General features: G+C 61.4%; 11 protein-coding genes. 2 read left to right on the top strand and 9 right to left on the bottom strand.

The window, feature by feature from the left end; genetic code table 11:
• The first annotated feature begins 400 nt into the window (after positions 1-400).
• Positions 401-1225, top strand: coding sequence for a PEP-CTERM sorting domain-containing protein (locus AC3WOE_RS12505; RefSeq protein ID WP_492690838.1), 825 nt, complete (start codon positions 401-403; stop codon positions 1223-1225).
• Between the two features lie 297 nt (positions 1226-1522).
• On the opposite strand, the gene AC3WOE_RS12500 is transcribed toward AC3WOE_RS12505, so the two are convergent.
• Complete coding sequence (locus AC3WOE_RS12500) at positions 1523-2407, bottom strand: hypothetical protein (RefSeq protein ID WP_492690837.1); 885 nt, start codon at positions 2405-2407, stop codon at positions 1523-1525.
• A gap of 107 nt (positions 2408-2514) precedes the next feature.
• On the bottom strand, positions 2515-3771 hold the full coding sequence (locus tag AC3WOE_RS12495; protein WP_492690835.1) for an oxygenase MpaB family protein: 1257 nt from the start codon (positions 3769-3771) through the stop codon (positions 2515-2517).
• Between the two features lie 174 nt (positions 3772-3945).
• Between AC3WOE_RS12495 and AC3WOE_RS12490 the strand changes: the two genes are divergently transcribed.
• Positions 3946-6438 (top strand): ATP-binding protein, encoded by a 2493-nt coding sequence (locus AC3WOE_RS12490; protein WP_492690833.1) that lies wholly within the window; start codon positions 3946-3948, stop codon positions 6436-6438.
• Between the two features lie 400 nt (positions 6439-6838).
• On the opposite strand, the gene AC3WOE_RS12485 is transcribed toward AC3WOE_RS12490, so the two are convergent.
• From AC3WOE_RS12485 to AC3WOE_RS12455, 7 genes are all read right to left on the bottom strand, one after another.
• On the bottom strand, positions 6839-8110 hold the full coding sequence (locus AC3WOE_RS12485; protein ID WP_492690831.1) for a S8 family peptidase: 1272 nt from the start codon (positions 8108-8110) through the stop codon (positions 6839-6841).
• A 27-nt stretch (positions 8111-8137) separates the two neighbouring features.
• Positions 8138-9202 (bottom strand): hypothetical protein, encoded by a 1065-nt coding sequence (locus AC3WOE_RS12480; protein ID WP_492690829.1) that lies wholly within the window; start codon positions 9200-9202, stop codon positions 8138-8140.
• Between the two features lie 60 nt (positions 9203-9262).
• Positions 9263-9754: a hypothetical protein gene (locus AC3WOE_RS12475; RefSeq protein ID WP_492690827.1), complete on the bottom strand. Its 492-nt coding sequence runs from the start codon at positions 9752-9754 to the stop codon at positions 9263-9265.
• A 1149-nt stretch (positions 9755-10903) separates the two neighbouring features.
• Entirely contained in the window at positions 10904-11164 is a 261-nt protein-coding gene (locus tag AC3WOE_RS12470; RefSeq protein WP_492690826.1) for a hypothetical protein, read from the bottom strand.
• 281 nt (positions 11165-11445) lie between these two features.
• Positions 11446-11976: an Hsp20/alpha crystallin family protein gene (locus AC3WOE_RS12465; protein ID WP_492690825.1), complete on the bottom strand. Its 531-nt coding sequence runs from the start codon at positions 11974-11976 to the stop codon at positions 11446-11448.
• 16 nt (positions 11977-11992) lie between these two features.
• Positions 11993-12385, bottom strand: coding sequence for an Hsp20/alpha crystallin family protein (locus AC3WOE_RS12460; protein ID WP_492690823.1), 393 nt, complete (start codon positions 12383-12385; stop codon positions 11993-11995).
• A 25-nt stretch (positions 12386-12410) separates the two neighbouring features.
• Positions 12411-12860 (bottom strand): Hsp20/alpha crystallin family protein, encoded by a 450-nt coding sequence (locus AC3WOE_RS12455; protein ID WP_492690821.1) that lies wholly within the window; start codon positions 12858-12860, stop codon positions 12411-12413.
• Positions 12861-13031 lie beyond the last annotated feature (171 nt).

Genomic DNA, 13031 nt, shown 5'->3' with positions numbered 1-13031 from the left:
CAGCCATGGACGCCACTTTAGCTTCGTGAGACAGGGCGAAAGCCTCGCCTCAAGATGGTCAGGCTGGACGCTCACAGTCAGGTTCATCGTTGAGCACGTCATAGAACTTCTGACTGTCCGCTGAGAGCGCTTCGGCTGGAAGAATGGAACGTCTAGTCACGGCGGTGCATTTGGCTTGAGATGTTGGGACAAATTTGAAACGGACCCGTCGAGTATCAGCCTATGTGGACTGAAAGCTCGCCGTGTTGTCGGGTGCCCGCGGTGGCAGTCTTCGCCCTCGTCTGGGTGAACCGCTAGATCGCCTAAGCACTCGGTTGAGGGGGGTCTTTGCTCTTTTCGCGGAATGACCCTTGCGCCCCTTCGCATACGTTGTGCATCATCGACCGACGGAGGGAACACCATGCGAACGACGATCTCTTGTTGCGCCGCCCTGGCACTTGCCTGCGTCGGTCAGAACGCCGTTGCGGAATCGAGCGCCTATGGCGTTGTCAGTTTTACGTCCATCTCCCTGACAGACCTCGACCCTCTAGATGGCATCACGCCCTCGTTGTTGAGGTCGAACGTCGCGATGTACACCTTCGCGGAGGCGGTGAGCTCCCCGGCGTCGGACAGCTTTGATTTGGTCTTCGGCCGCCGCAGGACGACGTTGGATCCTGTAACGACGAGCGCGCCCGTCCCGGTCGGTTTCCAGGTTAGCGCGGCTGCGCAGTTTTCTGGCGGCCCTGCCGGCACGTTGCGTGGTGACGTCCAGGTCGGGCTTGATGGCCGTGCGACCGCTTACACCGAGGTGAAATTCGACTTCGTGCTTTCACCGCACACCTCAGTGACCTTTGTGGGATCTCTGGTTGGGCGGTCTGCGAGCGTGGGACAGCAAGCGGGTGCCAACGAGCAGTTGGCTTGGTCTGACCCGAGGCTCCTTTTCACGGGCAATTTGATCCCGCTAGGCGGCGTTCAGTTTGTCCTTGGCAACTTGACTGTGACCCCTACAGGCCCTGCCTATGCGCTAGCCGAAATGTCCGACAGCCTGGCGATCAACTACACGATCACCAACAACACCGATCAAGCCCAGACCACCCAGTTCTGGTCGTTTGTTGACGTACACGCCCGGAATTCGTCCGTCGCGGTAGTCCCTGAACCCTCCACCTACGTATGCATGCTGGCGGGCCTGGTGCTGATATCGGCCGCGGCGAGGCGGCGCGAGGTTCTGCGTACCTCGCTGAGTTAGGGCCGGCAATGCGGCGCTGATAAGAGGTCTGCTCTCGCGCCCGAGAAAGCTAGCTGCACTCTCCCGCTCTTCCAGTCAATTGGCCAATCGTGCGGATGCACGATGGCGCAATGCGCAGTCCCAAACGTAAGGACAAGACGGTTTCAGGCTGGGAGCGACCGTACGCGAGGCGACCGTTCAGGGCCAGCTTCCGACCCTGAACAGTCAAGGGCTGCGTGAATTTCTGAGGCCCAAAGCAGTCGTTCAACGTTCGAGACAACCCCGCCTACCGTAGTAAATCAACGGCAGAGCGAGGGATTAGGCGTCATTCGCCGGCGCGTTTGCTGCGGGGGTCTCGATGGGGAATGAAGACGAAGGCTTGGTGCTGAGGGCTAAGAGGCGAACGAACAACTTCTCTTCTGCAGCCAAGGGCGCCTTCATGCCCTGAAGCCCGAAGAACGAAGCTAAGTAGCCGCAGTGTGCGTGCAGAACAGCAATCAGGATCTCTTCGAGATGGCGGGCAGTGCCTGCGACGAACGCCTCAGTGGACTTCTCGCCAGCGACGTGTGCAGAGTAGAAATAGCTTGCACCAAACGGCGATCCATGCAGGATCTCTGACGAGAGGGAATAGATCAAGCCATACGCGGCAAGAAGACGCGATCCGGCCCTTCGACCGACGAGCTCGCCGACCCTTCTGATGCGGCTGGGAACATCAAGCGTCGTCCATACACCTCTTCCTTTCCCAGCAAATTCGGGGAACTCGCCGGCCAGCGTGGAGGCAGCATTGGGGTCTGATTGCAACTCAACTGCGAACTCTCCGCTTCCGACCTTTCTGTTGTAGTGACGCCATGATGCATAGCTCACGTATCGCACTGCTCGTGCGGCGACCTGATCGGACTCAGAGGCGAGGAAGCTTGCATTGACGAACGACTCGACCGCGGAACGCGCTATCGGGTAAGCGTCCCGAACGGGAATGCCACGCAGATTGGCCATACGAAGTAGTGTTTCAACTGACTGACCTGCTGCCATAGCGAGCAAGGTACTGGTCCGCCGCTGGTCTTCGTTGAGAGTACATCTGAGTGCCTCCCCTTCGAAGGTGGTCGGCCCTTCCGAAGCCACAAACAGCGCTAGGCGCAAGAAGTCCTGCTGGAGCATCGCGTGACCGCGAAGCGCATCGATGAGCGGAAGTTCTTCGTCAATCACTGCGCTGCGCCCATAACACCTACCGTATAAATCAAGGCTGGAGCGCTCTGGATCATGGCAACCCGCCGACCACAACGGCTAGGACTGCCAGGCTTTCATTGCTTCGTCTAGAAGAGGCCCGTCTCCAACGTAGAGAGAAGCATGGGCTCTGAGAGCGCCACCCGTTCCGCCGATGCAGGCTTCCAGTTTGTAAGGTCGATCTGAGTCAAGGCAAGTCGACCGACAAGATAGTGAACTAGAGGTGGCCGCTCCAATCGCAGCGCTCGACAAACGTCCGCACCCATCATGTCCCTCAGGATGAGGCGTGGCAGCGATAGCAAAGCGTCGTCAAGCCATTTGATATCGTCAACCCAGGGCCGGAACCGGGCCGGAATGTTGCTCCGCAGTACATCCTGTATGACCACGAGGAGCGTGCTCATCAGAATCCGACCGCCTTCCAGGGCTGGCACTTCCTTCAGCGGCTCGGATAAGGGTGGCCGTTCAATTTGGTTTCGCGCTTCTTGGTTGGCGAAAGCAACCAGTTTGCTTCTGACGTCCTCGAACAGGAACTGCGCCGTGCCAACGCCGAGTTGCGAACTACCGGGAATCAACTTGTCGTTGATCCCGAGCATGTGGCCGATCAACGCCCAGCACCTGATGTGATCGTCCCTCTTGCGGCGGTCCATCTCCAGCCCCAACACCTCCAGGCCTGAAACCATTACCCAAGCGAAGGTCTGCAGCACAAATGCAAGCTGGGCCTGACTCATCGGCACTGAGTCCGGCTTGTCAACCTGCAGGCTGGCTTGAAGCGCCGCCAACGGATGAGCAAAGGCGTCTTCAGTCAGACCGTTGAGCGCTGCACGAGGCCCATGGCCTGGGTCTCGCAGAACGATGCGCAAAATCGCGTGTGTAAGCCGGACTTTCCGAATCCATCGCCACCCCATGCCGTCGATCTGAAGGCTTCCGGGCTTCATCACCTGTTCAGCAAACGTCAGCGTATCGGCAAGGCGCCCACGCGCTCTGAGCACCAATTGGCCAGTGCCCATCAACGATGCGGTGATCTGTCGATGAAGGTAAAGGATTGGCAAGCTGTAGGCGGCGAGCACCACCTGGCCCGCCTGGGCGATGCTCTGATAGTGCAACTGCGCACGGTCGACTGCCTCAGGATCTACCCACGTTGGCAGGTCGTAGGGACGAGCCAAGTAGTCTTGAAACTCCTTAGGAAGATGGTCAGTTGGACGGCCTGGCGTCCACCTTCCAACCTCAGCGGCGTAGCGGCGGAAGTCGCCGTCACCGGGCTTCAAGGTCTGAGCAACGCTTTGAGCGACTTCATCAGCGTCGGCATCGCCGACGCTGTCCCAATCCACGACATCGTTCATGACCATGCGCCCTCCCTGGCTCATGACAGTTCGACTGCTGCTGTGAGGGGCGGCTGCAGTACCGCATCCCTAAAGGAATGATCACCGTTGCGCTCGGGGTCTGCAACAATATTTTGCAAATATCTCGGCTCCCTTGGGGGGCTCGCATCACACAAGTAACCGCCTTAGGAGGTGGTGTTCATGGAGAGGCTGGATTTCGGCGCGTTGTCCATTTTTCCTGCTGAGAAGCGTGTCACGCTAGATGGCCGAGCTGTGCCCATCGGTCCCCGTGCCTTCAACCTGCTATCGGTTTTGGCTCAACATCGCGAGCGTGCTCTCGGAAAGCAAGAGTTGCTCAAGCTGGCGTGGCCTGGCTTGGTCGTCGAAGAGAACAATCTGACCGTTCAGATCGCGGCGCTCCGCAAAGCCTTGGGTGGTCATGTCGTTGCCACGGTCCCGGGACAGGGTTACCGCTTCAATCTTGAAACTGGAGGCGCGCTTGAGACGGCGCCGGTCCGTGCCAAGCCGAAAGGAAATCTTCCCCACTTGAGCCAGCAGCTGTTCGGACGAGCCGCCGAGCTGGCTGCGCTGACGGCCGAAGCGACGTCAGCAAGACTGATCACCCTGTGCGGTCCAGGTGGGATTGGCAAGTCAACTCTAGCGATTGCATTCGCGAGGCAGATTGCTGGCGGCCTTGCGCAAGGCGCTTGGCTGATTGACCTGTCCGCTGTCGAAGAAGGCAGACTCGTCTTTCCCGCCGTGGCCCAAGCGTTGGGCATCACGCTAACGGGAAACTCTGCGCCTGAGTCAGAACTCGCCACTGCGCTCCAGACTCGCGAGCTGCTTCTGGTACTCGATGGGTGCGAGCACGTGCTTGCGACTGTCGCCGCGTTAACGAATGAGATCCTGCAGACGGCTGATGCTGTCCAGGTCTTGGCTACGAGCCAGGAACCCCTGCGTGTTCTTGGTGAGCGCCTTCACTACGTCAAGCCGCTGGATGTCCCGCCCGTTGGGGAGTTTGAAGACGCACAACGCTTTGCAGCCATCCAGCTCTTTGTGGAGCGGGTGCGGGCGCGACAAGCCGACTTCCAGTTGGCTACCCACGAGACAGCCAACGCAGTCGAGATCTGCCAAGAGCTAGATGGAATCGCACTCGCGATCGAGCTGGCTGCCGCACGCGTCCCACTGATGGGTGTTGGAATGGTCCGAAGCCGGCTCGGGGAACGGCTTCGCTTGTTGACTGGAGGACCTCGGACCGCGGCGCGCCGTCATCAAACCCTGCGCTCGACGCTCGAGTGGAGCCATCAGCTACTCAGTCGAGAAGAGCAATTCGCCCTCAGGCGCCTGTCCGTGTTCGTCGGCGGATTCTCCATGGACGCAGCTGAAGAGCTACTGTCCCGCAGTTCTGAAGCCAGCGTTGAGACCTCGGACCTTTTAGGCGCACTCGCAGAGAAGTCGATGCTCGTCGTCGAGCACAAGCCGAGACTGCGCTATCGGATGCTGGAATCCATGCGGACGTTTGCGGCTTCTGAGCTGGCTGCCGCTGGCGAGAGCGACGTGTGGAGCCTGCGTCACGCACGTGCGATGGTTCAGACCTGCTTGGCCGCGGTGAAGTCGCGCGACTTGACGTGGATGTGGCAGGAAATGGCCAATGCTCGCGCAGCCCTCGCATATGCGCTTGACACAGAAGAGGCGTCCGAAGAGGCAGTCGCCCTCGCCACTTTGATTGCGCCGGTTCTCACCATGGCGGGGTTCGTGCCGGAGGCGATGGACAACTTGTTGATGGTTCAACCCCTGGTTGATGCCGCGACACCGAAGCACACCGCGGCGAAGTACTGGCAATGGCTCGGACGCTTTGGCATGGAGGGCCGGTTACCCATTTCAAAATGCTGCGAGGCGCTCGAGACCGCGCAAGCGCATTTTTCCGACTTGGCGCAACCGCGCCACATCCATGCGTGTCTGCGCATGCGAGCCGAAGCGGTGCTCCGGGGTGGCGGCACTGAGCCAGCACAAGAGCTTCTTGCCGCTGCTGAAGCGCTTGAAGCGCAGGAGCTTCGGCCTGCGGACCGTATGCGAAGGCTGCGGGTTGCGGCGCTGCTGGCCGACGCGCGCGGGGACTTTGCGCGCGCCCTGCGATTGACACGACACGCTTTGGACATCGCCGATACGCTGCAGGTGCGTCAGTACGCTCTTCTACTCAACGCCGAGATCGCCTGGGTCCAGCTCCGTATGGGCGACACCGCGTCAGCGGTGGTGCTTTTGCAAACCTTGTTGGACAGAATCGAACCGGGTCATCGCCATGGGCTGCTGTGGGCCTACACGCTAGCAGGCTACCTCGCAGCGCTTGTGGCCGCCGGACAGTTTGAGGAGGCAAAGGCCAGATTGCCGCAAACGCTTCAAACCCTCCGGCAGAGTGGCCTCTTTCTGTCTCGTAGCGATACGCTGGCGTGGCTCGCAGCCGCCAGCGGCCAATACCGTACGGCGGCACGGCTCGTGGGTGCTGCCGACGCATTCAATGACAGAACTGAAACGAGGCGCGATCGAATCAGTCAGTACGCTCGGCAGCGCGCTCACGAGTTGGTCGCGGTTCAACTGCCCCCCGAGGATGTGATTTTCTCGATGCAAGAAGGTCGTCGGACCGACGAAGCCACCCTTGCTGCCCTGTTGCACCAAGCAATCGGTGCCGTTGTTTGATCCGCCTACAAGTCGGCTGATGTTGAACGCGATTGGGGCAAGACGTTTTCGCTGAGTTTGTCAACGTCATGGTCGTCAGACAGCGCATCCAAGAACTGTTTCGGAGCTCGCACGGAGAACGCGTGCATGTTTGAGAAAACCTTGCTTTGCTCCGGTGTCACACCAGTCCGTGATTGAACTCGCTCAAGCACGGTGAGCGCTAGTCTGTTGGTGTCTTGCGGCGAAGGCATAGCGCCATGCGCGGGCATGCGAAGGAAGGCGACCGCCTCGACGAGCTCGTCGGCCGGCTGCTCGCCAGGCAGTGAATGCCCTCCAGGAGGCTCGATAGGCAACTCAATCTCCGCTTCCCCCGAGAACTACGTGGGCAGCCTGATTCCGGCTCGCAATCCGCAATCTCGGGTCAAAGCAATTCTAGAGCGCGGACTCCGTTAGGGTAGCCACGGTTGGCGCGGCTGGACAGCATGTCAGAGAGCAGCCGGCAGGAGCCGAAGATTGCGGACTCCACCTGGTCGATAGAGCGGTCAGGCTTGGCCTCCATAAGCAACGCCGCAAGTCCCGCGATATGGGGCGTCGCCATCGAGGTTCCCGACATGCGCTTGTAGCCGCCACCGGGCACGCATGAGATCACATCGACGCCAGGCCCGACCAGGTCAGGCACGATGGGATCTTGCTTGCGCTTGAAGCGTTGACTGCTGCTGAAGTCGGCGACCCGGCCAGTGCTGTCCGCCGCGCCAACGGACAGGGCTTCGGCGTAGTTGCCCGGATAGCGACTCGTACCCGCCTCGTCGTTGCCAACCGCGAAGACCGGCAGAACGCCTCGTGCTCGCAAGATCTGCGTAATCCTCAAGAAGGTGTCCTGCACGCCGATGAGGCCGAGCGACATGCTCAACACCCGGACATTGAGACCGACCATCCAATCCATCCCACCCAGAATGCGCGCGAGCACGTTGCCGCCTTCAATCACCATTGCGCTGGCAAGCTTGGCGCCCGGCGCCACGCCGAACCGCACGCCGTTCACCTCCTGACCGACAAGGGTGCCAGCGGTATGAGTGCCGTGCTCCGCAGAGTCTCGCGCAACGGCGTTGGGAACCATGTTGCCCAGGGAGTCGAACTCGGCATAGGTCTGAATTGCGTTCTTCAACGCTGGATGGGTAGCGTCGACGCCTGTGTCCAGGTGGCCAATCAAGACGCCCTGGCCGGTAATACCCTTGTTGTGGAGTTCGTCGATCTGAAGGGAGCGTAGGCCCCAGGGATAGCCAGGGGCAGCCGTCGCTGCGGCCTCTAGCACCGGACGGATGAGCCGCAACTGCGGGGCCGAGACCACTTCTGAAACATGCGGCTCGGCCCTCAAGCTGGCAAGCGAAGCGCGGTTGACCGTGCCCAGCGCGAGCCCCAGGTTTCGGAAGTACCGTACGCCTCGTTCGGCAGTGGCGGTGTCGCCGAGTTCCACCGCCGCGGAGCGGGCTGCAAGAGAGGCCGGTGCCGTCAGGCTGTCGGCCTGCAAAGCTTCCAGCAGTGCCGCGTCCTGCGAGTAGGGCGAGGCTTTGAAGTGTTTTAAGACCGCTGGAAGCCCATCGTCGCCAAGGGCTGCTGCCGAGCCTGAGGCAGCGGGTTTCAGGAACACGATCACGTCGGCAACGCCCGTTGCCTTCAGGCTGGCTGCAATGCTCATGGCTGCTTCTCCCCCGTTGTTCGCTGGTCAGGCTGCGCGCAGTTCTACGACGACGGCGCGCCGGACGAACGGAACCAAGTTGCCCATGGGCCGCTTGCCCAAGGCGAGCGGCAGCTTGCGAGGCACCGAGCTTGCCAGCGCAGCACCAGCTGCGGCTGGTTCCGGGAGGCGGAAGGACAGGCGCTCGAGCATGGAGTGCACAACGTCTTGTTCCTGAGAGGTCAGCTTGCTCAGCTGCTCTTCGAATCGCGTCGCAGCGCCTATGCGGTCGTTCAAAGCCTGTTGCAGGCTCGCTTCAACGGCTGCGATGGTTTCACCAGTCGCGTTGCGACCGCGAAGAGCAGCGGCAGAGGCGTTCAGACTATTGATCAGGTTGTCGAACACGACGAAGGCCTGATCCCGCTGAGTCGTGAGCTTGTCCCGGGCGCCGGCGAAGACCTTTGACACCGCGGCGACGATCTTGCCCTGTGAAGCCTCGCCCACTTCCTTGAGGTCGTTGCGGATGCCAGCCTCGGTGTCGTCTTTGGCTGCCTGAGCGTCTCGCTTCATATCCGCCACCATCACGTCGACGTTGCGGATCGTGAACTGAGGCAAGCTCAGCACGATGCGGTTCTGCACCATTGTGAATTCCGGCAAGCCCAGGATGATTTCCTGGTCTCGCATCGTGAACTCTGGGATGCCGATGACGATGCGCTGCTCCTGCATGAACGGCTCGGGCACATCAATCAAGATGTCCTTCCAGCGCACCGTCCAGCCATCGATCTCGGGATACTGGCCAACCTTCTTGGTCACCATGCGTACCGACGGCGTGTGGAAGATGATGTCGCGATCCCGCATCGTCACTTCCGGCAGACCGAAGACGATGCGCTGATCCTTCATCGTGACTGAGGGAAGGTCGAAGGTCAGCTCGACGTCCTTCATTTCCACTTGAATATCGATATTGAAGGCGATCTCGGGGCCGTCGGGCTTGTTTTCCTCGATGCTCTTCATGCGCTGCTCGAGGTTGGCTTTGCGGGCTTCGACGCGGTTCTGGATCTCGGTCTCCAGCTCAGCGACGACACCCTTCAGTTCTGAGTCAAGTTGCTCGTCCATCACAATCTCCAGTAGTTGAAGTCGCCGGCGGGAAAGGGGTCGGCACCCTGTGAATCGGCATCACTTGTCGAGTCCGAACGCCTTTTCGACCATGACGATCAGGGGCGAAATGAAGATGGCCGCGAAACCTGCGAGTGCGGTGGCGCGCTCGTGATGAAGCATTCCAGGCACTGCCAAGGCCCAAATTGCGAACGCGACAGTTGCGGCGACCATGCGCCACGAGGGCGCAGAAAAGTTGGGTACAGCTACCGTATTGGCTTTCCATGCGGCTCTCGCGCCGAGATAGACGTACACAGGCGTCAAGATGGCGAAGAGGCCGTAGGTGAGCCACTCCCAGCGGACGTTTCCGATTGGCTCAAGCCCTACAACTGACATCAGACCCAGCGCGGCTAGAAAAGCAGTGGTGGTCTCAGCGGGGATGTACTTGGCGAGCGACGCAAGCGCCGTCGAAACTGCAGAAGTCGGCGCGTGAGGCGATGTCACGTCCAGGGAGATGTGTGCCGGTGAAGCGCGGCGCAGAACGGTGGCGGTTCCAAGGGACCAAAGGCTCATGGTGTTCTCCGGTTCTGGCTGCTAGCGGTGCAGCGCGATGGAGTCACTCTGGCCTTTGGAAGCGTTAGGTTCCAGCAAACTTGCTTTAGCAATGACTAAAGTCGAGGTGACGCAGGTGTTTCACTGACGCCGACGAACCTCGCTAAGCACTTGTACGGTTCTGGCGACGCCGTCTCGGCGTCAGCACGCAATCGAGTCCAGATTCGAGTCAAGAGCGCGGTCAGCGGTCCACGAGCGATTGATGGTCAAAGGCAAGCCTAGGGAAGGCTAGCTCGCGGCAGTCATGTGCGAGCTCCAAGCACGCTGAACTCAGTTGCTATGCATGGTTCGTGATGGAACTGTTCTTCGCAACGGATGAGAGGCGCTGGTCGGATGTCCCGCTCGTATGGACAGCAAAGAGGGTTTGGCGTAGGGCTGGGCACGATATCCGTCGAGCCTGACTCGCCGGTGCAGCGATTACGCCCGGTTGCAATCCCTCATCGCTTCAGTTCTGTCAACGGCCTCTGACCTAGCACGTGATCTGCGCCAACGGTCATCAGTCCGGCGTTGTCGTGCCCGTCGAAGTGGCGAGTGAACTGAGCTGGGGCAATGCGATCTTCGGTCAACGGCATGAGCGACAGTGCCAACTACGCGGGCCGGGTCGTTGTGAACTGTGGAGGGATGCATCAGAGTGAGGTGGTCAGTGGCGAGATTTGACAAGGCGTCGCTCAGTGACTTATGGTCGTTTATCGAGCTTTGAAGCGGCATGCGGCGACGTGCTTGTTTAAGTCGCCGTGACACGAGGTCGGCGATGCTAGATTTCAATCGGTGTTGGGCGTCACAAGCCTTCAACCCAGGTTTTCATAGGGGAGTTGGCTTAGGTACCCCTCTTGAAACCATCAGAGAACGGTTGAAATCAGGCGTGCTACACGGATGATTTACGGGCTCATAACCCAAAGGTCGTCGGTTCAAATCCGGCCCCCGCAACCAAGAAATAAAGAGTCCTCACAAGGACTTAGCAAAGCCCGCCCAGTGCGGGCTTTGTCGTTTCTGGCGCCGCGGTCGGGTGTGGCTCAGTGCAGCCTCATGAGACATGAGATGTCGCATGACGGCCATTTGGGGGCGTTGCCGCGAGGGTAGCCGGGTCCGGCAAGCAGCGGCCCTGCAGAGTCAGAAGGCTTCGACCGGCTGTACTTCAACGGCTAGCGCCGTGCCCATGTCGGTCCCTTCGGGCAGCCTGATGTGGACGTCGTTGTCCGGGCCATGGGCGCCGACGAACCGCAACGCCGCGCCCCCCGCTAGAGGGGCCTTGGACGGCAGGCGATGGACGTGGTATTCGCCCGGCAGGATCGGCACGCGCTGGCCGGCGGCCGTGAGGCCGGTCAGCCGTCGTCCCTCGGGCACCCTGACTCGGTAGCACTCGATGTTCATTTGCGCCCCTGCGTTGACCCTGAAACGGCGACGGAGGCCGCCAGCCCGGCGCGGCGCAGCGTTTCACGCGCGAGCAGGTAGGCGCGGATTTGGGATGGCGTCATGGACGGGCGCGAGCGTGGCGGGCGTCCTGACGCGGCGATGCAAGCGTTCAACTTGGCCATGATTCAGTTCCTCATCCGAATCGACAAAGGCGGTCAATGCAGCAAGGGCTTGGGCCCCCACGGCCACCCGCGCCGAGCGAGTTTCCGTGAGGGCCGTGCGGCGGAGCGCCGCCAGCATCACGCGGCCCGCACCTCGATGCGACGCTGCGAGGCCAGCTCGCGACGAGGCAAGTCGATGCGCAACACGCCTGCCTCATAGGTGGCCTTCGCGCGCTCGACGTCGACAGGCACGGGCAACTGAATGTCGCGCCGGAACGTGCCGTAGGCGCACTGGACGAGTGCATAGCTGCTGCTCGCGCGATCACGGTCGTAGCGCTTGCGCCCCAGAACGCTGAGCGTCTCCGGCGAGCTCATCTCGATCTGGAAGTCCTCTTGCGCCATGCCGGGAGCCTCGATGCGAACGGCCAGCCTGTCGTGCGACCCGTAGACATCCACCGCCATGAAGGACCAGCGGGTGGGCGCAAGCCAACGATCGGCGTCGCCAGTCCGGCCCGGCGTGCCGGCATCGGTCGACCGGGCGTCGTTGGCGTCGTTCCAGAAACGCGTCAGAGCGCCGCTGGCCCGCGCGCCCAGCTCGCGCCAGCCGTCGGTGAGCGATTCCCAGGCTTGGCCGGCGCCATTCTTCAACTGCTCTGCAAGATGGGTCATGGTTTCGGCCCTCCGGTCAGCCCGCGGTGACGGCGATGCGCCTGGGCTGTGCATGTGCCTGCTTGGGAATGCGCAGGGTCAGCACCCCGTCCTTCAGGTTGGCGTCGATCTTGGACGTGTCCAGTTCCCGGCTCAACGTGAAGCCACGGCGGTAGCGCGGCGCGCGCAGCTCGGCGTAGATGGCCTCCAGGCCGTTGGGGGTCTGGGGCTGCACCCGCCCCTCAATCAGCAGCGAATCGCCTTCCACATGCAGTTCCAGCTGATCGCGGGGCACGCCGGGCATGTCGGCGAGCAGCGTGATGCCGGTTTCGTCCTCGAAGACATCCACGGCCGGCGTCACCGCGCGCTCGGTGGAGGCGCTGTCCACGGCGGCCTGGGGCTTGTCGCTTTGAGTGATTTGCTTGCTCATGATGTCGGCTCCTTGCTGGCGGCGATTACTGGATGGCGATGCGCTTGGGCTGTGCCGCTTCGCGCCGGGCGATGCTCACCTGCAGCACGCCGTCGCGATAGCTGGCCTTGACCTGGTCCGGATCGACGTCATCCGGCAAGGCGACGGTGCGGTCGAAGCGGCCGGTGGCGCGCTCCCGCGCATAGAAGCGCTGACGCTCGTTCCCCGATGCGGGCGGCAGCCGCTCGCCGGCCAGGCGCAGCACGCCGCGGTCCAGGGTCACCTCGATCTTGTTGGCATCCAGGCCGGGCGCGAAGGCGTAGACCTCCACGCTTTGCGATGTACGCCCGACGTTGATCTGCGGCATGGTGCCGGTGGCGACCGAGCGGATGCTGGTGGGCAGCCCGGAGATGCCGAAGATCTCGTCGAGCTCGCGGTGCAGGCGGTCAAATTGTCCGAACAGGCTGTTCGGATGGGTCAGCAATGAGTTGAACATGGCTTGATCTCCGTTCAGTGGTGTTCACCGGCCGGGGCTTCCAGCCGGTCGGAGCCGAATTAGGAGCAGGCCGGAACATTTCAAGGGGCTCATTCGCTCCCTAAAGCTAGGGAGGGCGGCGGCGCGGGCCTGGATGCCAGTCCGCGTCTTGACGGTGAGACCCGGCGGGTT

The organism is Roseateles sp. FW305-36, from assembly GCF_058787015.1.
This window is presented reverse-complemented; position numbering and strand designations above follow the sequence as displayed.